Origin of the sequence: Methylobacterium sp. 17Sr1-1, from assembly GCF_003173775.1 — a bacterium.
In the GTDB taxonomy this organism is placed as follows: Bacteria; Pseudomonadota; Alphaproteobacteria; order Rhizobiales; family Beijerinckiaceae; genus Methylobacterium.
The window spans coordinates 2,252,501-2,276,538 of record NZ_CP029552.1 but is presented as its reverse complement, the minus strand read 5'-3'; the positions used below and the strand labels follow the sequence as shown (position 1 = coordinate 2,276,538).

The 24,038-nt window shown below is 71.1% G+C and carries 21 protein-coding genes (1 of these 21 cut by a window edge); 7 read left to right on the top strand and 14 right to left on the bottom strand.

Features of this window, described 5'->3' with window-relative positions; all coding sequences use genetic code 11:
* Positions 1-50: 50 nt before the first annotated feature.
* Complete coding sequence (gene purH / locus DK412_RS10270; protein WP_109971875.1) at positions 51-1,652, bottom strand: bifunctional phosphoribosylaminoimidazolecarboxamide formyltransferase/IMP cyclohydrolase; 1,602 nt, start codon at positions 1,650-1,652, stop codon at positions 51-53.
* Positions 1,653-1,923: 271 nt separating this feature from the next.
* On the opposite strand from purH, the gene DK412_RS10265 reads away from it, so the two are divergent.
* Together DK412_RS10265 and DK412_RS10260 are read left to right on the top strand one after the other, a co-directional pair.
* The gene (locus tag DK412_RS10265; protein ID WP_109971874.1) at positions 1,924-3,246 is read left to right on the top strand and encodes a hemolysin family protein; all 1,323 of its coding nucleotides are present in this window, start codon (positions 1,924-1,926) and stop codon (positions 3,244-3,246) included.
* Positions 3,247-3,392: 146 nt separating this feature from the next.
* Positions 3,393-3,800 carry an EF-hand domain-containing protein gene (locus tag DK412_RS10260; RefSeq protein WP_109971873.1) on the top strand — a complete coding sequence of 136 codons (408 nt, stop codon included), beginning with the start codon at positions 3,393-3,395 and terminating at the stop codon, positions 3,798-3,800.
* A gap of 58 nt (positions 3,801-3,858) precedes the next feature.
* On the opposite strand, the gene DK412_RS10255 is transcribed toward DK412_RS10260, so the two are convergent.
* A complete protein-coding gene (locus DK412_RS10255) occupies positions 3,859-4,092 on the bottom strand; it encodes a hypothetical protein (RefSeq protein ID WP_093570316.1) in 234 nt (77 codons plus the stop codon).
* Between the two features lie 315 nt (positions 4,093-4,407).
* Here DK412_RS10255 and DK412_RS10250 point away from each other — a divergent pair, with 315 nt between their 5' ends.
* Positions 4,408-5,457: an adenylate/guanylate cyclase domain-containing protein gene (locus DK412_RS10250; RefSeq protein WP_109975176.1), complete on the top strand. Its 1,050-nt coding sequence runs from the start codon at positions 4,408-4,410 to the stop codon at positions 5,455-5,457.
* Positions 5,458-6,134: 677 nt separating this feature from the next.
* Complete coding sequence (locus tag DK412_RS10245; RefSeq protein WP_109971872.1) at positions 6,135-6,593, top strand: MucR family transcriptional regulator; 459 nt, start codon at positions 6,135-6,137, stop codon at positions 6,591-6,593.
* Between the two features lie 62 nt (positions 6,594-6,655).
* Here the strand turns inward: DK412_RS10245 and DK412_RS10240 are convergent, their stop codons facing one another.
* The gene (locus DK412_RS10240) at positions 6,656-7,450 is read right to left on the bottom strand and encodes a DUF1194 domain-containing protein (RefSeq protein ID WP_109971871.1); all 795 of its coding nucleotides are present in this window, start codon (positions 7,448-7,450) and stop codon (positions 6,656-6,658) included.
* 274 nt (positions 7,451-7,724) lie between these two features.
* On the opposite strand from DK412_RS10240, the gene DK412_RS10235 reads away from it, so the two are divergent.
* A complete protein-coding gene (locus DK412_RS10235; protein ID WP_109971870.1) occupies positions 7,725-8,480 on the top strand; it encodes a restriction endonuclease in 756 nt (251 codons plus the stop codon).
* An 86-nt stretch (positions 8,481-8,566) separates the two neighbouring features.
* Here the strand turns inward: DK412_RS10235 and DK412_RS10230 are convergent, their stop codons facing one another.
* Positions 8,567-8,785: a hypothetical protein gene (locus DK412_RS10230; protein WP_162596171.1), complete on the bottom strand. Its 219-nt coding sequence runs from the start codon at positions 8,783-8,785 to the stop codon at positions 8,567-8,569.
* Between the two features lie 219 nt (positions 8,786-9,004).
* Here DK412_RS10230 and DK412_RS10225 point away from each other — a divergent pair, with 219 nt between their 5' ends.
* On the top strand, positions 9,005-9,775 hold the full coding sequence (locus DK412_RS10225; RefSeq protein ID WP_162596358.1) for a ComF family protein: 771 nt from the start codon (positions 9,005-9,007) through the stop codon (positions 9,773-9,775).
* Between the two features lie 39 nt (positions 9,776-9,814).
* Here the strand turns inward: DK412_RS10225 and DK412_RS10220 are convergent, their stop codons facing one another.
* The 10 genes from DK412_RS10220 to DK412_RS10175 all read right to left on the bottom strand — a co-directional run bounded on the left by DK412_RS10220 (position 9,815) and on the right by DK412_RS10175 (position 23,059).
* Positions 9,815-11,080 (bottom strand): MFS transporter, encoded by a 1,266-nt coding sequence (locus DK412_RS10220; RefSeq protein WP_109971867.1) that lies wholly within the window; start codon positions 11,078-11,080, stop codon positions 9,815-9,817.
* 391 nt (positions 11,081-11,471) lie between these two features.
* Positions 11,472-11,678: a hypothetical protein gene (locus DK412_RS10215; protein ID WP_109971866.1), complete on the bottom strand. Its 207-nt coding sequence runs from the start codon at positions 11,676-11,678 to the stop codon at positions 11,472-11,474.
* A gap of 42 nt (positions 11,679-11,720) precedes the next feature.
* Complete coding sequence (locus tag DK412_RS10210; RefSeq protein WP_109971865.1) at positions 11,721-12,389, bottom strand: invasion associated locus B family protein; 669 nt, start codon at positions 12,387-12,389, stop codon at positions 11,721-11,723.
* Between the two features lie 193 nt (positions 12,390-12,582).
* Positions 12,583-14,058 (bottom strand): glucose-6-phosphate dehydrogenase, encoded by a 1,476-nt coding sequence (gene zwf / locus DK412_RS10205; protein WP_109971864.1) that lies wholly within the window; start codon positions 14,056-14,058, stop codon positions 12,583-12,585.
* 231 nt (positions 14,059-14,289) lie between these two features.
* Positions 14,290-15,219, bottom strand: coding sequence for an SDR family NAD(P)-dependent oxidoreductase (locus DK412_RS10200; protein WP_109971863.1), 930 nt, complete (start codon positions 15,217-15,219; stop codon positions 14,290-14,292).
* Positions 15,220-15,412: 193 nt separating this feature from the next.
* Entirely contained in the window at positions 15,413-16,453 is a 1,041-nt protein-coding gene (locus tag DK412_RS10195) for a DUF4167 domain-containing protein (protein ID WP_109971862.1), read from the bottom strand.
* 416 nt (positions 16,454-16,869) lie between these two features.
* Positions 16,870-17,736, bottom strand: coding sequence for a peptide chain release factor N(5)-glutamine methyltransferase (prmC, locus tag DK412_RS10190; protein ID WP_109971861.1), 867 nt, complete (start codon positions 17,734-17,736; stop codon positions 16,870-16,872).
* Positions 17,733-18,812, bottom strand: a complete 1,080-nt coding sequence (gene prfA, locus DK412_RS10185) for a peptide chain release factor 1 (protein ID WP_109971860.1) — start codon at positions 18,810-18,812, stop codon at positions 17,733-17,735. The genes prmC and prfA overlap by 4 nt, the downstream gene beginning before the upstream one ends.
* Before the next feature lie 500 nt (positions 18,813-19,312).
* Positions 19,313-21,574 (bottom strand): phosphoenolpyruvate--protein phosphotransferase, encoded by a 2,262-nt coding sequence (ptsP, locus tag DK412_RS10180; RefSeq protein WP_109971859.1) that lies wholly within the window; start codon positions 21,572-21,574, stop codon positions 19,313-19,315.
* Positions 21,575-21,823: 249 nt separating this feature from the next.
* A complete protein-coding gene (locus tag DK412_RS10175) occupies positions 21,824-23,059 on the bottom strand; it encodes an aspartate kinase (RefSeq protein ID WP_109971858.1) in 1,236 nt (411 codons plus the stop codon).
* Between the two features lie 248 nt (positions 23,060-23,307).
* Between DK412_RS10175 and ubiG the strand changes: the two genes are divergently transcribed.
* A protein-coding gene (gene ubiG / locus DK412_RS10170; RefSeq protein ID WP_109971857.1) for a bifunctional 2-polyprenyl-6-hydroxyphenol methylase/3-demethylubiquinol 3-O-methyltransferase UbiG crosses the window boundary here: on the top strand, positions 23,308-24,038 show its 5' portion. The gene runs 19 nt beyond the window's last position; 731 of the gene's 750 nt are visible here — the first part of the coding sequence; the start codon lies at positions 23,308-23,310; its stop codon lies beyond the right edge, outside the window.

Genomic DNA, 24,038 nt, shown 5'->3' with positions numbered 1-24,038 from the left:
CGAGGCTTGGCCGAGGCCGGCCCGTCGGTCAACGGGCCGGCTGGGGCGTGTCAGTGCCGGAAGTGGCGGTGGCCGGTGAGCACCATGGCGAGGCCGGCCTCGTCGGCGGCACGGATCACCTCGTCGTCGCGCATCGAGCCGCCGGGCTGGATCACCGCCGTGGCGCCCGCCTCGGCCGCGGCGAGCAGGCCGTCGGCGAAGGGGAAGAACGCGTCCGAGGCCACCACGGCGCCGCGGGCGAGGCTCTCGGGCAGCCCGGCGGCCTTGGCGGCCTCGGCGGCCTTCCAGGCGGCGATGCGCGAGGAATCGACCCGCGACATCTGCCCGGCGCCGATGCCGACCGTGGCGCCGTCCTTGGCATACACGATGGCGTTCGACTTGACGTGCTTGGCGACCCGGAAGGCGAAGCGCAGATCCGACAGCTCGGCCTCGGTCGGCGCGCGCTTCGTCACCACCTTGAGCGGCATGTCGTCGACGACGGCGTTGTCGCGGTCCTGCACCAGGAAGCCGCCCGCCACGGTCCGCCAGGCCTGGCCGGGCGCGCGGGGATCGGCGATGCCGCCGGCGGTGAGCAGGCGCAGGTTCTTTTTCCCTGCGACGATCGCGGCCGCCTCCTCGGTGGCATCGGGCGCGATGATGACTTCCGTGAAGATCTCGACGATCTTCTTCGCCGCCTCGGCGTCGAGCGTGCGGTTGAGCGCCACGATGCCGCCGAAGGCCGAGACCGGATCGCAGCGCAGCGCCCGCTCGTAGGCCTCCAGAAGGCTCGCGCCTTCCGCCACGCCGCACGGGTTGGCGTGCTTGACGATCACCACCGCGGCGGCGCGGGCGGGATCGAACTCGCTCACCGCCTCGTAGGCGGCGTCCGTGTCGTTCAGGTTGTTGAAGGACAGCTCCTTGCCCTGGAGCTGGCGCGCGGTCGCGACGCCCGGGCGCGGGGCGCCGGCGGTGCGGTAGAACGCGGCCTTCATGTGCGGGTTCTCGCCGTAGCGCAGGCCCTGCGCCAGGGTCCCGCCGAGCGCCCGGAAGGTCTGGCTCTCCGGTGCCGCTTCGATCTCGCCGGCGAGCCAGGTCGAGATGGCGGCGTCGTAGGAGGCGGTGCGGGCATAGGCCTTCTGGGCGAGCCGCCGGCGGGTCGCGAAGGTGACGGCGCCGTCATGGGCGTCGATGTCGGCGAGCACGGCGCCGTAATCGGCGACGTCGACCACGACCGCCACGTCCTTGTGGTTCTTGGCCGCCGCGCGGATCATCGCCGGGCCGCCGATGTCGATGTTCTCGATGCACTCGGCCGCCGGCTTGCCCGCCGCCAGCGTCGCCTCGAACGGGTAGAGGTTGACGACGAGGAGATCGATCGCCGCGATGCCGTGGGCCAGCATGGCGGCCTGGTGCTCCGGGTTGTCGCGGATGGCGAGCAGCCCGCCATGCACGCCCGGATGCAGGGTCTTGACCCGACCGTCCATCATTTCGGGGAAGCCGGTGAGGTCGGAGACCTCCGTGACGGTGAGCCCCGCCTCGGTGAGGGTCCGGTGGGTGCCGCCGGTCGAGACCAGGGTGACGCCGCGGGCGGCGAGCGCACGCGCGAACTCCACCAGCCCGGTCTTGTCCGAGACGGAGAGGAGCGCGCGGGAGATGCGGGAAAGGTCGCTCGCCATGGTGAACCTAAGTCTTTCGGTCGTGGGGGCGGGCACGGGACGGACACCGAGCCGGCGCAGGAATTTCGGGCGCGCCTAGCAGAAACCGCGGGTCGAAGCCAGATGTTGCGCCGCGAAAGGATGGGAGAGCTTCATCCGCTTACTCGGCGGCATCGGCCGTGGAGGATCGCGCGGTCGCGCCGTCTGACGGATAGGCTCCGGGGGACAGACTTGCTATGAGGGGGCCGGTCGCGCCCGAGCCCGGGAGCGGCCGGTCGCGCCACGGGAGGCGGTGATTTTCTCCGACAGTCCTTGGGGGACGGGCCTCGGCCTGTTCGCCATCGTGTTCCTGGTCTTCGCGAACGGGTTCTTCGTTGCGGCCGAGTTCGCCCTGGTGGCGGTCCGGCGCAGCCGGGTCCAGGAGCTCGTCGCCGAGAAGCGGGCCAATGCCGGCGCCCTGCAACGGGCGGTCGACAGCCTGGATTCGCATCTCGCGGCCACGCAGCTCGGCATCACCATCTCGTCGCTCGCCCTCGGCTGGGTCGGCGAGCCGGCCCTGGCCCACCTGATCGAGCCCCTGCTCGCCTTCCTGCCGCAGGGCGCGAGCACGGCCGGGGCCCACGCCATCGCGGTGGTGCTCTCCTTCGTGGTCATCACCTCGCTGCACATCGTGCTGGGCGAACTGGCGCCCAAGAGCCTGGCGCTTCAGCGCAGCGAGCGCACGGCGCTCGCCATCGTGCGCCCCTTGCGCCTGTTCCTGCTGGTGTTCCGCCCGGCGATCTCGTTCCTCAACGGCTTGGGCAACGGCGTGCTGCGCCTGTGCGGGTTGCAGCCGGGCTCCGGCGAGGGCTCGCTGCACTCCACCGCCGAATTGTCGCTGCTCGTCGCGGCGAGCCAGGAGGCCGGCCTGATCCAGGAGGCGCAGCAGGCGGCGGTGCAGCGCATCTTCGGCATCGGCGAAAGGCGGGTGCGGGACATCATGACCCCGCGCCACGAGGTCGACTGGATCGACGTCGACGACCCGCGCGAGGCGGTGCTGGAGACGATCCGGGCCTGCCGCCACGAGCAGTTGGTAGCGAGCCGGGGCGAGATCCACGAGATCATCGGCGTTCTGCGCAAGCAGGACGTGCTCAACCAGCTCCTCGACGGGGCGCCGATCAACCTCGACGCGATCATCCGCGAGCCGATCGTCGTGCACGAGGGCATGCCGATCCTGCGGGTGCTCGAAACCTTCAAGGCCAAGCCGGTCCGGATGGCGATCGTCGTCGACGAGTACGGCGACCTCGAGGGCATCGTCACCCAGACCGACCTCCTCGAGGCGATCGCCGGCGACATCCCGGAGACCGACGACGACGAGCCGATGGTGGTCGAGCGCCAGGACGGCTCGCTCCTGATCGACGGCATGATGCCGGCGATGGAGGCGTTCGAGCGCCTCGGCCTCACCGAACGCCCCGACACCGACGACTTTTCCACGCTCGCCGGCTTCGTGATCTTCCAGCTCGGCCGCATCCCCACCGCCGGCGACGGGTTCGAGCGCGGCGGCTGGCACTTCGAGGTCGTCGACATGGACGGGCGCCGGGTCGACAAGATCCTCGCCGAGAAGGTGGAGGCCTGAAAGCCCTCCCCGCGAGCCGGCTCCTGCCCCAGCGTGAATCCGGCTTGCAAACCTTCGCCGTGCGGGTAGGTATCGGATTGCCAGATTATCCCGGGTGGGTCGCCTGACAGAATCGGGCGCCCGGCCTTCAGGAACGGAGCTTTCCCATGATTCTCAACCGGACCCTGCTGCTCGCCGCGCTCCTCGCCGCGCCGCTCGCCCTGCCCGCCTCGGCCGAGGCCAAGCCGAAGGCCGACCGCACCATCGCGGCGGTCGACACGGATTCTGACGGCACGGTCGACCTCGCGGAGGCCAAGGCTGCGGCCGGCGCGGTGTTCGACAAGCTCGAGAAGGATGCCGACGGCACCCTCGACACCAAGGAGCTGCAGGGCCGCGTCAGCCGCAAGGACATGAAGCAGGCCGATCCGGACAACGACGGCACCCTGGACAAGAACGAGTACCTCGCCCTGGTCGAGGCCCGCTTCAAGCTGGCCGACCCGGACAACGACGGCACGCTCGACGCCAAGGAGATGAAGACGCCGGCCGGCAAGGCTCTGGCGCGTCTGCTGAAGTAAGGCTTAAAACAAAAATATCTGGAACGGGGCGGCCCGGCGCGGGCCGCCCCTTTTCCTATTAGTCGCAGCGCTCGCTGTGCACGGTCTTGCTGTCGCCGTACTCGTTGGTCTTCTTGACGGTCTTGGTCTCGCAGCCGCCGACCGAGCCGGTCGACTCGACCGAGCGCTTCTCGATCACGGTGCTGCGCTCCACGGGAGCGGAATCGCGACGGATCACCGTCACGTCCTCGGCGAGGGCCGGAACCGTGACGAGGGCGGCGAGGGTCGCGAGGGTGGCGAGGCGGAGGGACATGCCGGTCTCCAGGCTTGAGCGGTGAATCGTCCTCCAAACGCCATGGTCAAGCCGACGGTTCCGTGAATTCAGCGAGGTCTTCACCAAGTCTCGCGGCGATCCGGGCGACTCTCGCGGACTCGGGCTCTTCGGCCTTGCCGATGCCCTCAAAACGGCGCGAATGGCGGGTGAAGTGCCGCAAAGCCGCGGGCCGGACCCGGAGCCGCGCCGGCCCAGGAGACCATCACCGTGCCCGCAGCCGGCCCCGTCGACCGCAGCTCATCGGGAGAGGCGGCGCAAGCCAGCTTTCCGGCGCGCCTCACCGAGGCCTGGCGGGTGGCCGGGCTGCCGATCCCGCAGCACGCCTGGTTCTGGATCGGCATCCTCGCGCTCAGCGCCGGGGCGGGCCTGCTCTACGACGCGCTGTTCCAGAACGGCATCCCGCTGGTGGCGGCGATCCACGGCGTCTTCATCGGCGCCTGCGCGCTGCTGATGGAGCGCGGCACCCTGCTGCCGCGGCTCCAGGCGCGCCTGCGCCGCCTGCCGACCTTCCTCTACGTGCCGATCGCCGAGCTCGCCTATGTGGGCATGATCACGCTGGGCCACGCCACCGGCGGCGTGATCGTCTGGAGCACGGGCCTGACGCCGGAGCCTTTCGCGGTGGCGGTGGTGCCGTCGCTGCGGGTGCTGGTCTACGCGCTCGCGGTCTCGGCGCTCCTAGTCTTCGTGGTGCGGATGCGTGACCTCATCGGCGCCGAGGTCTTCGTCAACCTCCTGGTCGGGCGCTACCACCGGCCGGTGGAGGAGGAGCGCATCTTCCTGTTCGTCGACGTCGTCGGCTCGACGGCCTATGCCGAGACGCATGGGGCGCTGAAGACCCAGGCCTTCCTCGGGGCGGTCTTCGCGACGCTCGCCGAGCCGGTGCGGCGCTGCCAGGGCTCGACCGACGACTTCATCGGCGACATGGCGATGATCACCTGGCCGATGGCCCGCGGCCTGCAAGGCGCGCGCTGCGTCGCCTGCGTGCTGGCGATCCAGGAGAGCCTGACACGGGACGCGGCGGCCTGGCAGGAGCGCTTCGGCGCCGTGCCGCGCATCCGCGCCGCCCTGCATGGCGGGCCTGTGGTCACCGCCGAGGTCGGGGTCGACCGGCACAAGATCGCGTATTTCGGCGATGCGGTGAACGTCACCGCCCGGCTCGAGGCTCTGTGCCGCACCCTCGACGCGCCGGTGCTGATTTCCGGCGACCTCCTGGCCAAGCTGCCGCGCCTGCCCGACGGCGTGCGGGCCCGGCCGCTCGGCGAGCACGCGGTGCGGGGGCGCGACCAGGTCCTGGCGGTCGCCGCCCTGGAACCGACTCCGCGCGCCGGCCGTGCCGCGGCCTGACCCCGACGCGGGACCGCCCTCCCGGGAAGTAGGCTCGTTCAAGACGGCGGCGCCCTGCCCCGATCGAGTCCGCATCGCGTCGCAATCCTCGGAGCAAGTCGGGCCGGGGAATGCCCGCTTCCATCGGTTGTGGCGGCCTTGCATCTAACATGTGATGGGCGGGAATCGATTCCTTGGACATGGAACGCCAGTGCGGTCGCGCGCGAAGCGTCGTGCACGGTCGATCCGCTCGCGCATGATGAAATCGCGAAACATTTTATGCATCTGTAACCATCGGTGGACGTCTTGCCGTCTCACGGTTGCTGACGCCAGGTTGAGTCCTGCTGCCTGACATCGCCTACGAACAAGATATGTTCTTCTGCTCGTCCGAAAGGTGCTGTTGCCGCGCGAAAGGCATAAGCCAAAGAGGATGGTGCCGGGCCTCGGCTCTCGGTCGAGTTGGACGGCTCCCCCGCGAACGGTGAGTTCAGCACAACCGCTCCCTGCAACCGGGATCAACAAGAATTTCGCCGGGCGATTGACCGCGGGCCGGCGTTGCTTCTTTTTCCCTTGCGGTTCCGCCGCCGACATCATAGTTGCACCGTTAAGCAAAGACAGACCGGCCCTGCGGCATCCGAGTCCTGAGGTGGGAATGTCGAAGCGTCCGGCGGGTCTACCTTCAGAAGAGGGCCGATGTGATGAGTGAGAGTGAGGCGTCGACGAACCATATCGGGCTCGCCGCGGACATCGTGGCGGCGTTCGTGAGCAACAATTCGGTTCCGGTCGGCGATCTGCCGGGCCTGATCACGTCGGTCCACAACGCTCTGGACGGCCTCGGCCGCGCCGGCACCGCCGAGCCGGCCGAGCCCCTCTCCCCGGCCGTACCGATAAAGAAGTCCATCATGCCGGACTACCTCGTCTGTCTCGAGGACGGCAAGAAGTTCAAGTCGCTCAAGCGCCACCTGCGCACCCGCTACGGCCTGTCTCCGGAGGAGTATCGCGAGCGGTGGAACCTGTCGCCGGATTATCCGATGGTGGCGCCGAACTATGCGGCCGCGCGCTCCGAGCTGGCGAAGACCATGGGTCTTGGGCAGCAGCGGCGCAAGTTCCAGCGCGACGGCGCGGCCAACGGTCAGGATCTGGACGCCGAGGACTGATCCGCAGGTCGGCTTGAGCAGCCTCCGTTTATGCGCCCTCAGGTTGCATTGATCGGGGCGCCCTAATCCCAGTCGGGGTTGGGGCGCTCGCCGACGAAGTAATTGGCGCGGGCCTCGCCCTGGGCCCGCCGCAGTAGCGGCTCGCCCTCGCGGCCCGCGACCTCGCGGATGATCTTGGTGCGGATCGCCGCGGCGAACTGGTCGCGCTCGCGTACCGGCACCATGAAGCTGCCGCTGCCGCCGATCACGCAGTCGCGGTAGTAGAGGTCGAGGTCCTTGATGTCCCAGGGTCCGCTGGGTTCGCGGATCATCAGCGGCAGGCCGTTGATCACGATGCCCTGGCCGACGGCGTCGTCCCGGGCCTTGGTCACCGCGCGGCCCTGGTTGTTCGGGCCGTCGCCCGAGACGTCGATCACCCGCCGCGTCGCCTCGAAGCCGCTGCCGGCGAGCAGGCCGGCCGAGAAGTCGATGGCGCTGGCGATCGAGGTCCAGGTCGAGCGCCGGGGGGGGCTCTGACCCAGCTTCTCGGCGAAGCCGTTCGCCTCCTCGGGCCCGGCGATCAGCGTCCAGGGCACCACGATCCGCTGGTTGCCGACGCCCGCCCACTCGACATAGGTGACGGCGATGCGCCCGACCATGCCCTGGCGGATCGCCTGGTGCACCGCCGGATTGCGGAACGCCTCGACGTAGCCCTCCCGCTGCACCGCCTGCTCGTCGCCGGTCATCGACAGGGAGACGTCGACGGCGAGCACCAGGGCGACGTCGACCTCGACCGGATCGCCTCCCGCCCGGACGGGAGGCCCGGCCGTTCCGGCGACGACGAGGCAGGCGAGAAGCGCGACGACGCGTGATCTCATCCGGGGACTCCCCTGCGCCGGCCCGTGCGGGGCTCTCGGCGAAACGCCAGGATCGGATGCCCGACCTCCCGAATGCAAGCGCCGCGAAGACTTCGCCTCGACACGCTCCCGTGAGGCGAAGCCGCGCAGGAGAAACCGCACAGGATTCGGCGCTCTGTGCGTTCAGCTGTGGATGACACCGGGGACAGGCGGTGTCTTAGGCTGGGGACAAGGCGGTCCCGCGGAGAATCCGGGCCGTCCGGCCGCGGTCGCGCGGCGCGAGAGAGAGCCCCCGATGCGCCGCCCCTCCACCCTCGCCGACCGCCTGTTCTGGCCCATCGTGGCCGGGGGAGCGGCGAGCCTGTGGTTCGGACCCCGGGCGCTCGCCGTCGCCGGCGTGGTGGTGCTGGCGCTGGTCGTGCACCGGCTCGGGCGCGGCGGCCGCTTCCGTCGGCGGGTCCGGGCGATCGCCCGCCGCCACCGCGAGACCCTGGCCCTGCGCCGCCGGCAGGAGAGCTACGTCGACCCTTACGGCAACGAGATCCTCGACGGCTGGCTGCGGGAGCGCACCTACTTCGCCGAGCGCACGGTGTTGCCGCGGCTGGAGGCCGAGGGCTACGGCGACCTGATCGAGGCGCGTTGGGACGAGATCCTGGACATCGTCGAGGCGGCGTCCTTGAGCGTCGCGGCACCGGACGAGGCCGAGGACCTGCCGGAGGACGGAATCGCCTACGAGCGCTACTGCGCCGCCCTGCTCGAACAGGCCGGCTGGGAGGCGCGCACCACGAAGGCCGCCGGCGACCAGGGCGCCGACGTCGTGGCGGAGCGGGACGGGGTGCGGCTGGTGGTGCAGTGCAAGCGCTACGCGAAGCCCGTCGGCAACGGCGCGGTGCAGGAGGTGGTGGCGGCCCGCAGCTACTGGGGCGCCGATCGCGCCGCCGTCGTCTCGAATGCCGGGTTCACGCCCGCGGCCCGCAAGCTGGCGGCGGCGACCGACGTGCTGCTGCTGCATCACGACGCCCTCGCCGCCCTGCGGGCGCGGCCGCGCTGAGGATCGCACGGCGACCGGCCGGACTCGCGGAACGCATCGTCCCGCGATCCGCGAGGGACCGGTGTCCCCGTCGTCGAAAGAATGCTCTAATGCGCCAGCGTGCAGAGATTCCAGATCTGCTTGAAATCCTGCTGGGCGCGCTCGCGCTGGTTCTCGATCGGCACGGCGGCCGGGCAGGAGGCCGGGCGGTCGGCGGCCTCCGCACCATCGGCGAAGCCGTGGCCGTCGCGAGGGGGCCGGAGCGGATCCTGCTGCGCCGCACCGAGCACATCGATCGGTCGGGACAGGGTCGGAGCCATCGCCATGATCATTTCCTCCTGTTTCTCTTGTTATGCTCAATCTTGCGGCTATCGCTGCCCCGTGGCAATGCCTCCCGCCCGACAATTAGTCGTGGCTAAGCGTTTGCTCCCTGCTGTTTCCGCTCGAACACAGCCGGGCGACGGCGTGGGCACCGGATCTCTGCTGTTCCGGGCGGCAGATCTGCCCATCGGCGCAGCAAGGTCCGGGTGACGGGCGCGGTGCGCGTGAGAGGCCTGCACCGCCTCGCCGGGCTGCCCGGCCTCGCGCTGCGGGGGTTCGTCGGGCTGGTCTATCCGCCGAGCTGCATCGCGTGCGGGGCCGCGACGGCGGTGCCGCACGCCCTCTGCGCCGGATGCTGGAGCGAGATGCGCTTCATCGAGCGGCCCTATTGCGAGCGGCTCGGCACCCCGTTCTCGGTCGATCTCGGTGCGCCGGGCCTGCTCTCGCCGGCAGCGCTCGCGGATCCGCCCGTCTATCAGCGCGCCCGGGCGGTGGCGCGCTACGACGCGACCGCGCGGCGGCTGGTGCAGCGGCTGAAATACGAGGACCGGCTCGACCTCGCGGGGGCGCTCGGGGGGATGATGGCGCGGGCGGGCGCCGAGCTGATGGCGGAGGCCGATCTCGTGGTGCCGGTGCCGCTCTGGCGCTGGCGGTTGTGGCGGCGGCGCTTCAACCAGGCCGCCCTGCTCGCCCGCACCGCGACGCGCGGCAGCGGCGTGCCCGTGGCTCCCGAGCTTCTCGCCCGCGTGCGGCGCACCCGGCAGCAGGTGGGCCTGAGCCGCGCCGCCCGGGCCGAGAACCTCCAGGGCGCCTTCCGGGTCCCGGACGGAATGCGGCCGCGCCTCCAGGGCCGGCGCGTCCTCCTCGTCGACGACGTGCTGACCACGGGGGCGACGGCCAACGCCGCCGCCCGGGCGCTCCTGCGCGGCGGGGCGACGGCGGTCGACGTGCTGGTCTTCGCCCGCGTGGTGAGCGACGGGCGCGATGGAGTGTAGGAACGGCCCGATCACCGTGCGGTCGGGCCGTGCTCCCGCTCAGGCGCGCTGCACGGTGCCGATCGGGCTCTCGGTCGCGGCCGGCGCCCCGGTTCCGGCGGCGGCCAGGACCTTGCCGCGAGGGCCCACCCAGGCGCCGACCCATTTGCGCGACCACAGGGCGAGGCAGCCGAGGACGACGGCCGTGAAGGCAGCGTAGAACAGGAAGCCCGCCGCGAAGCCGCCGGTATACTGCTTCGACAGGCCCATGGCGTTCGGCAGGATGGCGCCGCCGAGCGCCCCGACCTCGCCGATCATCGAGCCCGCTACCGCGGTGTTGGTCGGCCAGCGTAGGGGCACGAGCTGGAACAGCGCGCCGTTGCCGGCGCCGAGCGCCGCGAAGCAGAACATGAACAGCAGCGTGGTCATGACGAGCGTCGGTGCCGCGGTGAGCGCCAGGAACGAGCCGACGGCGGCGAGCAGAACCACGGTCAGGACCAGGATGCCGCCGATCCGGTCGGCGAAGTAGCCGCCGAGGATGCGGATGCCGGAGCCCATCAGGGCGGCCAGCATGGTCAGCCGCCCGGCCTCGATCTTGGTGACGGCGAACTGCTCGTAGAAGAAGGTCGGCAGGAAGTTCGACAGGCCGATGAAGCCCCCGAAGGTGATGACGTAGATCAGGTTGAAGGCCCAGCCGTCCTTCTCGAACAGGCAGGAGACGTGCTCCTTGAAGCTCTGGTGCTCGCGGTCCGGCGGCTCCTTGGCGAGGACGATCATCACGGCGAGCGGGATCAGCATGAACACGCCGGCGAAGCCGTAGACCGCCTGCCAGCCATAGGCCTGGGCGAGCGGCGGCGCGAACAGCACGGCGAGCACGGTGCCCGAGTTGCCGGCCCCGGCGATGCCCATCGCCAAGCCCTTGTGTTCCGGTGGGAACCAGCCCGAGCCCAGCGACAGCGCCACGCCGAACGAGGCGCCGGCGATGCCGAGCAGCACGCCCATGGCGAGCACGTCGTTGAACGAATGCACCAGGAAGAAGCCGTAGGCCATCGCCAGGACGATCAGCGACATCTCGGTGATCGCGGCGTTCTTGCGCCCGATATACTGGGCGAGTACGCCGAGGGGGAAGCGCATGATCGCGCCGGCGAGGATCGGCAGCGAGATCATGAAGCCCGTCTGGGCCGGCGTGAGCTTGTAGGTCTCGGTGATGAACGGACCCATGGCACCGTTGAGCACCCAGATCGCGAAGCAGAAATCGAAGTACAGGAACGCAGCGAACAGGGTCGGGGGATGACCCGACTTCATGACGGTCTTGAAACTGGCCATATCGGAGCCTCACGCAGCCCCCGCGGGGGGTCTTCGACGCGCTTCAGGGTGAGGATCTCCGGCCCGGTCGTCCCGGTCCCGGTTCCTCAGTCTGTCGGACTTCCGTGTCCAAGGCTCGGGCGTCTTTGCCCCGCGGGCCGTGCGGCCAGCCTACGAGGGGGGATTGCAGGTCTCATGCCAAACGTGCGCGGGGATCGGCCGGGTTTCCTGGCCGGCGGCTGCCTCACGGGCAGGCAGAGTCTGGCGCGCCCGGCGGCAGCGTGATGACCGACGCGCAATGTCGTGTCCTCGCCAATCTGGAGGCAGCCTTTCGCTGCTCCCCTCACCTCCCATCCACGACCTCAGGATGAGGTCGTAAATGGGATCGGTGTGACGTGGCCACACTCTGCGATCACACCGTCACGTCGAGCACCCGCCCCTGCCCCGGCGGCACCGGGGCGTTCGCGGCCGGGGCGCTCGCCGTCTCGGCCACCAGGCCGGCGACGGAGCGCTCCGCGTCGATCTGGCGGCGCATCGCGAGGGTCGCGACCTGCTGGCTGAAGGCGGCGTTCTGCTGGGCGAGGGCGCCGGTGGCGAGGGAGGTGGAATCGATGCTCATCCCGCCAGCCTGCGCCCGAACCGTGAGCAGGCGGTGAAGACGTCAGCTCAGGAGCTGCGCCATCCGGGCGAGCGAAGCGGCGAACCCGGCGAGCGGCACCGTGATGGTCTCGAGTTCGCCGTTGGGCTTGGTGCCAGTGACGCGCAGGTTCACGGCGGTCTTCATCGCGTCGGTGGCGACGGTCGGGAAGCTGATCGGCACGATGCAGCCGGCCTGGACGCAGGAGGTGTAGGGCGCGCCCTTGCCGAGGGTCGCGTCGTCGAGCTTGAACGTCACGCCGGGATCGATCGACAGGCCGAGCGGCATCAGCAGCAGGCCGTTGCTGCGCCCGTCCTGGGGTGCGTTGAGCTCGATGCTGAAGCGGCGCTGCCCGGTCTGGGCCACCCCTTGCGCCTGCGAGAGCTGGCATTGGCGCTTCTCGTTCTCGCGGGTGCAGCTGACGGTCCAGTCGCCGTAGACCTCGCTCACCGCGCTCGCGCCATTGGGCCAGGCCCCCGTCGGAGCGGCCACCGGCGCGGGCGTCGCCTCGGCCTTCGGGGCGGGCGCGGGCTTCGGCGCGGGGCGGCGGGGTGCCGGCTTCGGTGCGGGCTTGTGGGCCGGGGCCTCGGCCGCGGGCGCCTCGGCCGCCGGCTCGTCCTGGGAGCGGGCGGGCCCGCCCAGGACGGCAGCGAGGACCAGGAGGCTGGCGAGGGCGGGACGGCAGGGCGACATGACGGAATTCCTCGGCGCCCGCTTCGCGCCCCGGGGCGCGAAGCGGGCCTTTGTCTCGCGGCTCCTCTAGAGCGGCGAGCGCCGGAAGGAAAGCCGCCGCAGGTCCGATCTCGCCGTCATCCCCTTGAGATATCTTGGATTTATTCCAATCAGCCGCAGAGGCGGCGGCCGATGTCCTCGTGCCGAATCGGCGTCAGCCGATATCTTCGTGCCACGTGCGGCCGTCGCGCTCGATCAGGGCGATCGCCGCAGTGGGGCCCCAGGTGCCGGCCGGATAGGGGCGCGGCGGCTCCGGGCGGTCGGCCCAGGCGTTGAGCAGGGTGTCGGCCCAGGCCCAGGCCGCCTCGACCTCGTCGCGGCGCATGAACAGGGTGGCGTTGCCGCGCACCACGTCCATCAGCAGGCGCTCGTAGGCGTCCGGGTAGCGCTGGTTGAAGGTCTCCTCGAACGAGATGTCGAGGCCCGTCGCCCGCAGGCGCATGCCGCCGGGGCCCGGCTCCTTCGTCATCACCTCGAGCTTGATGCCCTCCTGCGGCTGCAGCCGGATCACCAGGCGGTTCGGCTCGCGGGCGAACTCGTCGGAGAAGATGCTGAACGGCGAGGAGCGGAACTGCACCACGATCTCGGAGACCTTCTGGGGCAGCCGCTTGCCGGTGCGCAGGTAGAACGGCACGCCGGCCCAGCGCGGGGTCATCAGCTCGAGCTTCAGGGCCACGAAGGTCTCGGTCAGGCTCGTGCGGTCCTCGGCGAGGTCGGCGACGTAGCCCGGCACCGGCTGGCCGTTGACGGCGCCGGCGACGTACTGGCCGCGCACGGTGCGCATCGGCACCTCGTGGGCGGGAATCGGCTTCAGGGCGCGGAGCACCTTCAGCTTCTCGTCGCGCACCGCGTCGGCATCCAGCGAGAGCGGGCTCTCCATGCCGAGGAGACAGAGAAGCTGCAGCATGTGGTTCTGCAGCATGTCGCGCAGAGCCCCCGAGGTGTCGTAGTAGCCGCCGCGGCCCTCGACCCCCACCGTCTCCGCCACGGTGATCTGCACGTGGTCGATCACGTCGGCGTTCCACAGCCGCTCGAAGATCGTGTTGGCGAAGCGCAGGGCCAGGAGGTTCTGCACCGTCTCCTTGCCGAGATAATGGTCGATGCGGAAGATCTGGCTCTCGGGAAAGACCTTGCCGACCTGGTCGTTGATCGCCCGGGCCGAGGCGAGGTCGTGGCCGATCGGCTTCTCCAGCACGACGCGGGAGCGCTCGCCGATCAGCCCGTGGGCGCTGAGGTTGCGGCAGATCGCACCGTACAGGCTCGGCGAGGTGGCGAGATAGTAGGGTCGCACGTGGTCCGGATGCTCGGCGAGCAGGTCCGCCAAGTCCTGCCAGCCTGCCTCGCCGGCCCCGTCCACCGCCACGTAACGCAGGTGGTCGAGGAAGCGGGTCAGCGTGTCGGGGTCGCGGTCGGCGGCCGGCACGTGGCGCTCCAGGGCCGCGGCGGCGAGGTCCCGGTACTCTCCAGTGTCGAGGCGGCTGCGCGCCGCCGCGACGATGCGGCTCGCCTCCGGAATCTGCCGGTCGCGAAAGCGGTAGTAGAGCGCCGGCAGCAGCTTGCGCATCGTGAGATCGCCGGTGGCGCCGAACACGACGGCATCGAAGGGGGCGACGGGGATGATCTTGTGCATCGGGTGACGGGTCTCCCGCTGGTGCCGGCCGTCCCTGCAAGGGCGCGGCCAGCCGCTGTGTCTGGCGGACGTGGCGTTCTCGTCCGGCCCGGTCTTGCGTCGATCGCGCGGTCTGCGCCCCTCGCGGCGGTCCTCCCATCCTCCGGCGTCGTTCCGGGGCCGCGACGCAGCTCCGGAACGACCGGAAGGGTATTTCAGTCGGTCGGGCGATGACCGGTCGACCCGGCCGCGTCAGAACGAGGCCGGCGTCGCCGCGGCCTCCTTGACGCCCTCGTCCGCCCCGTGGCTCCCGCCCTCCGGCGGCGCGTCCAAAGGCGTCTCCATGTGGGCCGCGAAGGCCGCCTTGTGGTCGGGGTGCCAGCGCGACAGGGCCGGCCGGTTGCGGATCACGTCGTCGGCGGCCCAGCGCATCCGCTTCTCGTCCATCTCCCGGGTGGTCTCGTTGTCCGGGCACAGGATGTAGAAATCGCCCCCCGCCATCCGCTCGAGCATGAAGTCCACGGTCTGTTCCGGCGTCCAGGCGCCGGCCGGCTTCTCGGTCGCGCCGCGGGCGCGGGTGAGGCCGGTATAGACGAAGCCCGGGATCAGCAGGTGGGCGGTGACGGGAGCACCCGTCTCGCGCAGCTCGTGCGCCAGCGCCTCGGCCGTCACCTTCACGCCCGCCTTGCTGACGTTGTAGGGCGTGTTGCCGGGCGGCGTGGTGATGCCCTGCTTCGAGCCGGTGACGATCACCGCCCCGGGCGTCCCCGCCGCGACCATCCCCGGCACGAAGGCCTGGACGGCGTTGATGACGCCCCACAGGTTGGTATCGATGATGCGGTGCCAGGTCGCGGCGTCGGAGGAGAAGCGTCCGCCGGCCTCGATGCCGGCATTCGCCATCAGCAGCGCGACCGGCCCGAGGGCGTCGGCCTCGCGGTGCAGGGCCTCCAGCGCTTCCAGCTTGGTCACGTCGGTCGGCACCGCGCGGACATCCGCCGCACCGCCCGGCGCCGCGGCCGCGACGGCGCGGCCGGCCTGGTCCAGGGCCTCGCCGGGGAGATCGGCCAGCACCACCCGCAGGCCCGCCCGGGCGAAGGCCGTGGCGGCCGCGAGACCGATGCCGCTCGCCGCGCCGGTGACGACGGCGACGCGGCCCTTCGCGAGTGCGGGGTGGTGGGTCATGGTACGCTCCGCCTGAGATCCGGTTCGTTTCAGGGCGGCAGGTAGGCAGCCGCGCGGGAAACGCCACGGGCGGCGAGGCAAAATTCGTCCGGCGCCTCGGTCAGGGCGGCTTGGCAAGGCAGCTTGGCAACCCTGTCCAGCCGCGAGCCCGGCCTCCCCTTCGGGAGGCCGGGCGAATCGTCGCTCGGAGGGCCTACTCGCCCGACGGATCAGCGGGCTTCGGGAACAGCTCCCCGGCGGGCTCGGCCCCGCCCTCGGTCCCTTCGAACCGGGTGCGGCGGCGGCGGCGCGGACGGGGGGCCGGGGCGTCGGCCTCCGCCTCGACCGGCGTGGCGGGGGGCGCCGGCGGCGCCTCCTCGACCGGAGCCGGTGCCGGAGCCACGGGACGCACCGGGGTGGTCAGGAAAGCCGGCAGGCCGGTCGGCTCGTCGGCGGCCAGGACCGGTTCGGAGCGGGGCTCCTCGCGGCGGCGCTCGCGGCGGAACTCGGAGCGGCCGCCCTCGCGGTAGCCTTCCTGACGGGGGGCTTCCTGACGCACCGGCTCCTGGCGCGGCTGCTCGGCGCGGGACGGATCCTGACGCTCGCCGCCTTGACGCTCGGTGCGGTCCTGGCGCTCGGCCCGGTCCTGCCGCTCAGGGCGATCCTGCCGCTCGGGACGCTGCTCGGACCGCTCCTGGCGGTCGCGCTGCTGGCGCTCCTGGCGGTTCTGGAAGCGCTCGCGGCGCTCCTGCCGGTCGGGCCGATCCTGACGCGGCTGGTCCTGGCGGTCCTGCCGGTCGAAGCGGGACGGGCGGTCGTCGCCGCGATTGTCGTAGGGCTGCGGCTGCTGGCCGGGGTCGCCGTACTCGTCGGCGGCGCCGTAGCCGGATTGGGCGTAGCCGTTGAGGCCACGCTCGTGGGTGCCGCGATCCTGGGCCGGATAGCCGTTCGTCGGCGCGGCCTCGTCGTCGCCGTCATCCTCGTCGTCGTAGCCCTGGCGGCCGTAGGTGCCGCCGTATTGCTGACGATACTGCTCGTTCGCGGCGGCGATGATACGGAAATAGTGCTCGCCGTGCTGGAAGTAGTTCTCAGCCATCACGGGATCGCCGCTCGCCTGGGCGTCGCGGGCGAGCTGAGCGTATTTTTCGGCGATGTGCTGGGCGGTACCGCGGATCTTCACGTCGGGGCCGTTCGACTCGTAGGCCCGGGTCAGCGGGTTCGGCCCCTTGTTGTTGCTGCGGTTGCGGCCACGCATACGCCTGTTCTGGTTCGGTCTCATCGGCCTCGACTGACCCTCTTCGACGACTTGAAGGGCGGGACTTCGCGCGCGGCGGGTCGTCGTCCGTGGAGCCGGGCGGCCTCTCCCGGGCCGCGTTCCGTCTCCCCAGCGATGTCCGCCTTGCCCTGTGCGACCGCGGGCCGTCTCACGGTCCGGCCACCGTCGATCCACAGATGCGGGGCACCGGACCGCCTACGCGCTCATTGGTCTGCCCGGTGGTGGAAGATCGTCCAAAGGTCCGCGCTCAATGTCGCGCCCGAAGAACTGAGCCTGGCTGTGTTGTCCGGACCGTTCACGATCTGCCCCGGGACGTTAGCGGGTTCGGCCGGCGACGCCAAGGGACTTCGCGCCGATTTTATGCACAAAGGCCACAGGAACCTCAAGAATCCGCGTCACGGTTCGATCATTGCGGTCATCACGACCACCCGCGGGTGCCCGGCGAGGTCGCGCCGGACCTGCGGGCTAAGGCCGTGGGCGGCGGCGAGCTGGCGCAGGGGCTCCTCCTGATCGTAGCCGATCTCGACCAGCAGATGACCGCCGGGCCTCAGCAGCCGCGGCACCTGGGCCAGGATGGTGCGGTAGGCGTCGAGCCCGTCCGGGCCGCCGTCGAGGGCGAGGCGGGGATCGTGGTCGCGCACCTCGCCCGAGAGGCCGGCGATGACGTCGCTCGCGATGTAGGGCGGGTTCGCCACCACGAGATCGAACGGCCCTTCGAGCGCCGCGGCCCAGTCCCCGGCCGCGAAGGCGGCACGCTCCGCCACGCCGTTGCGGGCGGCGTTCGCCCGGGCGGTGCGCAGGGCGCCGACCGACCGGTCGATGCCGAGGCCGATGGCCCGCGGCCACTCGGTGAGCAGGGCGACCAGGATGCAGCCGGTGCCGGTGCCGAGATCGACGATGCGATGCGGGCCATCGAGCCTCAAGGAGAGCGCCGCCTCGACCAGGGTCTCTGTGTCGGGGCGCGGCACCAGGGTCTCGGGCGAGAGCCAGAACGGCAAGCCCCAGAACTCCCAGGCGCCGATGATCCGCGCCACCGGCTCGCCCGCGGCGCGGCGGGCGAGAGAGGCGCCGAGGCGCTCGGCGCCCTCCGGCCCGACAGGCTCGCCTCCGCGCAACGCGAGGTCGGTGGCGGTGACGCCCAATGCCTCCTCGACCAGGATCCGGGCATCGAGGGCGGCGGTCTCGATGCCGCGGGCGGCGAGTTCGTCCGCGGCCTTCGCCCGGGCGGCGATCCGGCTCGTCTCCGGGGTGATCCCGGTCACGCCATCCCCTCGGCGGCGAGCAGAGCCGCCTGGTGCTCGGTGATCAGCGCGTCCACCACCTCGTCGAGGGCGGTGCCGGCCATCACCTCCTCCAGCTTGTAGAGCGTCAGGTTGATGCGGTGGTCGGTCACCCGCGCCTGCGGGAAGTTGTAGGTGCGGATCCGCTCCGAGCGGTCGCCGCTGCCGACCTGGGCGCGGCGGTCCGCGGCGCGGGCGGCGTCCTTCTGGCTGCGCTCCTGGTCGTAGAGCTTGGCCCGCAGCAGCGCCATGGCGCGGGCCCGGTTCTTGTGCTGCGAGCGCTCTTCCTGGACGAAGATCACGATGCCGCTCGGCACGTGGGTGATGCGGATCGCCGATTCGGTCTTGTTGACGTGCTGGCCCCCGGCGCCTTGCGCCCGCATCGTGTCGATCTTCAGGTCGGATTCGTTGACCTGGATGTCGACCTCCTCGGCCTCCGGCAGCACCGCCACGGTGGCGGCGGAGGTGTGGATGCGCCCCTGCGTTTCTGTGTCGGGCACCCGCTGCACCCGGTGGGCGCCGCTCTCGAATTTCAGCCGGGCGAAGACACCCCGCCCCTTTACCTCGGCCACGACCTCGCGATAGCCGCCCATCGTGCCGGGGCTCTCGGAGATGACCTCGACCCGCCAGCCCTTCAGGTCGGCGTAGCGTGAATACATCCGGAAGAGGTCGCCGGCGAAGAGCGCCGCCTCGTCGCCGCCGGTGCCGGCGCGCACCTCGAGGATCGCGCTCTTCTCGTCGGCGGCGTCCTTGGGCAGGAGCAGGAGCTGGAGCGCCCGGGCGGCGGCGTCGCGGGCGGCCTCGGCCTCCGGCTTCTCTTCCGCCGCGAGCGCCCGCATCTCGGGATCGCCCTCCTCGATCATCTCCTCGACGCCGCGGAGCGCCGTCTCGGCGGCCCGGAAGGCCCGGATCGCCTCGACCACGGCATCGAGGTCGGAGAGCTCGCGCGAGAGCTGCACGAAGCTCTCCGCCTCGGCCTCCCCGGCGCTCAGGGTGGCGGTGACGATGTCGTGGCGGGCCAGGATGGCGTCGAGACGGTCGGACGGGATCGCGATCATGAACGGGATATGGCCATTGCGACGAGCCGGGTCATCCGGGGCGGCCCGCGCCCGGTGCCGGAGATGGTGCCGCGTATAGCAGGTCTGCGGGGGTTGGGGAGTCGGCGCGGCCGTGGACAAAAGCCATGCCGCCGGCGGGCGGACGCGAGAGCCCCTTTGCGAACGAGGGTCGCATGCCCTATCTTTTCAGGCGAGGAGCCGCGGGTGGCACCCCGCGACCCCTCTTGTTAGGTTGACGTCATTACATCAGCCCGATCGTGATGGTGACAACCCATCCGGTCGGGCGTTTCACGATGGTGATCGTCACGAACGGCCAGCCGTTCACATCTCTCACCCCCTCTCCAGTCAGCGCCAGCTCGAAAGGCGGCGGCCGGCGGACTCCGCCGCAAGCCCCGCATGCCACAGGGCCTTCGCAACCGGAGAGGGTCTTTCCCAACGTCAGAACGATCGCACGGCGAGGTTACCGAATTCGCGGTGCCGGCCAATTCGGCCCGGACCCGTCAGACCGGAACGCCGTGCTCCTCCGCGAAGGCCGCGAGTGCCGGGCGAAGCGACGCCCCGTCCCGCGTCCGCGCCAGTTCCTGCTCCAGGAAGGCCGCGACGGCGCCGGCATCGAGCCCCAGCACCATCGCCTTCACCGGGCCGATCGAGGCCGGCGACATCGACAGCGCGCGGAAACCGAGCCCGATCAGCGCCATCGCCTCGAGCGGCCGCCCGCCGATCTCGCCGCAGACCGTGGCCGGGGTGCCGGCGGCCTCGGCTCGCTCGGCGATCAGCCGGAAGGCGCGGAGCGCCGCGGCGCTCAACGGGTCGAAGCGGTTGGCGACCTGGCGGTTCTCGCGGTCGACCGCGAACAGGAACTGCATCAGGTCGTTCGAGCCGACGGAGAGGAAGTCGGCCTCGGCCGCGATCTCGTCCATCTGGAACAGCAGCGAGGGCACCTCGACCATGACGCCGAGGCGGCAATCCGCCGGCAGTGGGTGGCCGTGGCGGGTGAGGTGCGCCTTCTCGCGCTCGACGATCGCCCGCGCCTGGACGAACTCGTCGACCGTCGCGACCATCGGGAACATGATCTTGAGCGGGCGGCCGCGGGCGGCCTTCAAGAGTGCGCGCAGCTGCATCCGCAGGAGGCCGGGCCGGTCGAGGCCGATGCGGATCGCCCGCCAGCCGAGGGCCGGGTTCTCCTCCTCCAGCGCCTTCATGTAGGGCAGCACCTTGTCGCCGCCGATGTCGAGGGTCCGGATCGTCACCGGCAGGTCGCCGACGGCATCGAACACCGCCTCGTACAGCACCTGCTGCTCGGCCGCCGACGGCATCCGCTCGGCGACCATGAATTGCAGCTCGGTGCGGAACAGCCCGACGCCCTCGGCCCCGGTCTCGTTCAGGTGCGACAGGTCGACGATGAGGCCGGCATTGAGCTGCAGCCCGACCGCGACCCCGTCCCGGGTGACCGCCGGCACGTCGCGGAGGGACCGGTACTGCTCCTGGCGCCGGGCGCGCAGGCGTGCCTTCTCGGCATAGGCGGCCTCGATCTCGGGCCCGGGCCGGATCTGGATCTCGCCCGTGCCGCCGTCGACGATGATGGCGTCGCCGGTCTCGACCAGAGCCGTGGCGTTCGCCACCTCGCCTACCGCCGGGATGCCGAGCGCACGGGCCACGATGGCGATGTGGCTCGTCGGACCGCCCTCCTCCAGCACCACGCCGCGCAGGCGGGCGCGGTCGTAGTCGAGGAGCGCCGCCGGACCCATCGAGCGGGCCACCAGGATGGCGTTCTCCGGCATCGCGTCGGGCCCGACCGTCGGGTGGCCGACGAGCTGTCGCAGCAGCCGGTTGGCGAGGTCGTCGAGGTCGTGCAGGCGCTCGCGCAGGTAGGGATCGCTCTGGCGCAGCATCCGGGCGCGGTTGTCCGACTGCACCCGCTCCACCGCCGCCTCGGCAGTGAGGCCCGACAGCACCGCCTCGCGCATCCGCCGGAGCCAGCCCTGGTCGTGGGCGAACATCCTCACGGTCTCGAGCACCTCGCGGTGCTCGCCGGCCCCCGCGACGTCGCCGCGCTCGACGAGGTCGTCGATGGCGGCGCGCACCTCCGCGATGGCGGTGTCGAGGCGCGAGGCCTCGCGCTCGACATTCTCGGCGATCAGGTTGCGGACCACGATGCGCGGCTCGTGCAGCACGACGTGGCCGAGGCCGACGCCGTCGGCGAGCGCCACGCCGCACTGGCTGAGCGCCCGGCGCGAGGCGCTGACGGTGCCGGGCGACAGGGCCTGCAGCTCGCCCGAGGCGATCATCTCCGCCAGCACCATGGCGGTGGTCTGGAGCGCCTCGATCTCCTCCTCGGAATAGACCCGGTAGGTGCGGTTCTGCACCACCAGCACGCCGAGTGTGTTGCCGGCCCGCAGGAGCGGCACGCCGAGGAACGCGTGGTAGACCTCCTCGCCGGTCTCCGGCCGGTACGAGAAGGCGGGATGCGACTGGGCGTCGGAGAGCGAGAGCGGCTCGGCGGTGGCGGCGATCAGGCCGACCAGGCCCTCGCCGGCCCGCATGGTGGTGAGGTGCACCGCCTCGCGGTTGAGACCTTCGGTGGCGAAGAGTTCGAGGTTGCCGTCGTCGCGCAGGACGTAGACCGAGCAGACCTCCGCGACCATGTTGGACGCGATCAGGACCACGATGCGGTCGAGGCGCGCCTGCGGGCCGACGGGCTCCGCCATGGCCTCGCGAAGGCGGCGCAGTAGCAGGCGCGGGCCTCCAGGCGCTGCGGGCATCGTGTCGTGTTCCACCCTTTAGCGAGCCGGACCCGGCGCAGTGCAACCCTGAGGCCGATCCTGCGCGGGCCTGACGCATCGGCCCCGTCATCGCCGTATAGCGAGTCCGGCGCCCGGCGGGCAAGCGACCTTTCCGGGGGACGGGGCCGATCCCCCGCTCCCTGCAGGAACGCCCCGCTCGCGAGTCGTCGCGGACGGGGCGTTGGGGATCGATTCGTCGGGTCCCGGATCTCGTCCGGGCCGAAAGGGTCAGGCCTTGTCGAGGCCGTAGAGCGAGTGCAGCGTGCGCACCGCGAGTTCGGTATAGGCGGCGTCGATCAGCACCGAGAACTTGATCTCCGAGGTGGTGATCGCCCGGATGTTGATGCCCTTCTCGGCCAGGGCCCGGAACGCCTTGGCGGCGACGCCGGCATGGCTGCGCATGCCGACGCCGATCGCCGAGACCTTGACCACGTCGGTGGCGCCCTCGATCCGCTCGAACTCGACCGCGCCGCGTTGCGCGTCGAGGATCGTGCGGGCGCGCTCGTAATCCGCCGCCGGCACCGTGAAGGTCATGTCGGTGGCCGCCCCGTCGCCCGACACGACCTGGATGATCATGTCGACGTTGATGTTGGCGTCTGCCAGCGGGCCGAAGATGGCGGCGGCGATGCCGGGCTTGTCCTTCACCCGGCGAAGCGTGATCTGGGCCTCGTCCTTCGAGAAGGCGATGCCCGTGATGATCTGCTGTTCCACGATATCGTCCTCGTCGCAGATGAGGGTGCCGGGGCGGGCGTCGTCGGGGTCGTCGAAGGAGGAGCGCACGGTGGTCGGCACCCGGTGCACCATGGCGAGCTCGACCGAGCGCACCTGGAGCACCTTGGCCCCGAGCGAGGCCATCTCGAGCATCTCCTCGAAGGCCACCTTTTCGAGGCGCTGGGCCTTCGGCACCACCCGCGGGTCGGTGGTGTAGACGCCGTCGACGTCGGTGTAGATGTCGCAGCGCTCGGCGCCGATCGCCGCCGCGACCGCGACCGCGCTGGTGTCCGAGCCGCCGCGCCCGAGGGTCGTCAAGCGGCCGGTCTCGGCATGGATGCCCTGGAAGCCGGCGATCACCGCGACCTCGCCGCGCTTGAAGGCGGCATCGAGGCGGGCGCCGTCGATGTTCTGGATCCGGGCCGAGCCGTGCTGGTCGGAGGTCTCGATCGGGATCTGCCAGCCCTGCCAGGAGCGGGCCTTGAGGCCCATCTCGTTGAGCACGATGGCGAGCAAGCCGGAGGTGACCTGCTCGCCCGAGGCGACGACCGCGTCGTACTCGGACTGGGCGTAAAGGGCCGAGGCGTCCTTGCACCAGGCCACGAGCTCGTTGGTCTTGCCGGACATCGCCGAGACGACGACCGCCACCTCGTAGCCGGCCCGCACCTCGCGGGCAACGTGGCGGGCGACGTTGCGGATGCGGTCGACCGTGGCGACGGAGGTGCCGCCGAATTTCATCACCAGGCGGGGCATGGGGATCCGATCGAACAAACTTGTCTCATGCCGCAGCGCGAAGCCGCGGGCGTCCGGCGGGTACAAGCGGGCCGGGGCGGTGTCAATGTCGCGGCCGGCAAGTCGGTCCGTCAGCCGTCCTTGCACCCGTCCTTGCGCATGACGTCTCAGGGCGGTTGGCCCGGGACGGCGGCTGCGCTACCTCGGCGGTCGAGACGAGACCTCCATCCCCACAGGAAGGCTTGTCGCTACAGGAAGGCTTGGCGCCGATGAGCGAACCGACCGGACCCTCGATCGACCGCGACGAGGTCGCCCGCTTCGATCGCCTGGCCGCGACCTGGTGGGACGAAGCCGGGCCGATGCGGGTGCTGCACCGCTTCAACCCGGTGCGCCTCACCTATATCCGCGATACGGTCTGCCGGCATTTCGGCCGCGACCCGCTGGCGCCGGCGCCGCTCTCGGGCCTCACCCTCGTCGATGTCGGCTGCGGCGGCGGCGTTCTGTCGGAGCCCCTGGCGCGCCTGGGCGCCGAGGTGACCGGCCTCGACCCTGCGGTCACCAACGTGAAGATCGCACAGGCCCATGCCGACGAGGCCGGCGTCCCGGTGCGCTACCGCGCCGAGACGATCGAGGCCGTGGTGGCTTCGGGCGAGCGCTTCGACGTGGTCTGCGCCATGGAGGTGGTCGAGCACGTCACCGACATGCCGGCCTTCGTGCGCACCGCCTGCACGGCGGTGAAGCCCGGCGGCCTATTCTTCGCCGCCACGATCAACCGGACGATGCGCTCCTTCGCGCTGGCCATCGTGGGGGCGGAATACGTCCTCAACTGGCTGCCGAAGGGCACCCACGACTGGGACAAGTTCGTCACCCCGGACGAACTGCGCGACTCCGTCGAGGCCGGCGGCCTTGAGCTCACCGACACGACCGGCGTCGTCTTCAACCCGCTCACCAACCGCTGGAGCGCCGCCCGCGACACGGCGGTCAACTACATGATCGCGGC

What these genes read in the sequence shown, in the direction of transcription:
- purH (WP_109971875.1), bottom strand. Translation starts at nt 1,652, where the DNA reads ATGGCGAGCGACCTTTCCCGCATCTCCCGCGCGCTCCTCTCCGTCTCG.
- DK412_RS10260 (WP_109971873.1), top strand. Translation starts at nt 3,393, where the DNA reads ATGATTCTCAACCGGACCCTGCTGCTCGCCGCGCTCCTCGCCGCGCCG.
- DK412_RS10255 (WP_093570316.1), bottom strand. Translation starts at nt 4,092, where the DNA reads ATGTCCCTCCGCCTCGCCACCCTCGCGACCCTCGCCGCCCTCGTCACG.
- DK412_RS10245 (WP_109971872.1), top strand. Translation starts at nt 6,135, where the DNA reads ATGAGTGAGAGTGAGGCGTCGACGAACCATATCGGGCTCGCCGCGGAC.
- DK412_RS10240 (WP_109971871.1), bottom strand. Translation starts at nt 7,450, where the DNA reads ATGAGATCACGCGTCGTCGCGCTTCTCGCCTGCCTCGTCGTCGCCGGA.
- DK412_RS10235 (WP_109971870.1), top strand. Translation starts at nt 7,725, where the DNA reads ATGCGCCGCCCCTCCACCCTCGCCGACCGCCTGTTCTGGCCCATCGTG.
- DK412_RS10230 (WP_162596171.1), bottom strand. Translation starts at nt 8,785, where the DNA reads ATGGCGATGGCTCCGACCCTGTCCCGACCGATCGATGTGCTCGGTGCG.
- DK412_RS10220 (WP_109971867.1), bottom strand. Translation starts at nt 11,080, where the DNA reads ATGGCCAGTTTCAAGACCGTCATGAAGTCGGGTCATCCCCCGACCCTG.
- DK412_RS10215 (WP_109971866.1), bottom strand. Translation starts at nt 11,678, where the DNA reads ATGAGCATCGATTCCACCTCCCTCGCCACCGGCGCCCTCGCCCAGCAG.
- DK412_RS10210 (WP_109971865.1), bottom strand. Translation starts at nt 12,389, where the DNA reads ATGTCGCCCTGCCGTCCCGCCCTCGCCAGCCTCCTGGTCCTCGCTGCC.
- zwf (WP_109971864.1), bottom strand. Translation starts at nt 14,058, where the DNA reads ATGCACAAGATCATCCCCGTCGCCCCCTTCGATGCCGTCGTGTTCGGC.
- DK412_RS10200 (WP_109971863.1), bottom strand. Translation starts at nt 15,219, where the DNA reads ATGACCCACCACCCCGCACTCGCGAAGGGCCGCGTCGCCGTCGTCACC.
- DK412_RS10195 (WP_109971862.1), bottom strand. Translation starts at nt 16,453, where the DNA reads ATGCGTGGCCGCAACCGCAGCAACAACAAGGGGCCGAACCCGCTGACC.
- prfA (WP_109971860.1), bottom strand. Translation starts at nt 18,812, where the DNA reads ATGATCGCGATCCCGTCCGACCGTCTCGACGCCATCCTGGCCCGCCAC.
- ptsP (WP_109971859.1), bottom strand. Translation starts at nt 21,574, where the DNA reads ATGCCCGCAGCGCCTGGAGGCCCGCGCCTGCTACTGCGCCGCCTTCGC.
- DK412_RS10175 (WP_109971858.1), bottom strand. Translation starts at nt 23,059, where the DNA reads ATGCCCCGCCTGGTGATGAAATTCGGCGGCACCTCCGTCGCCACGGTC.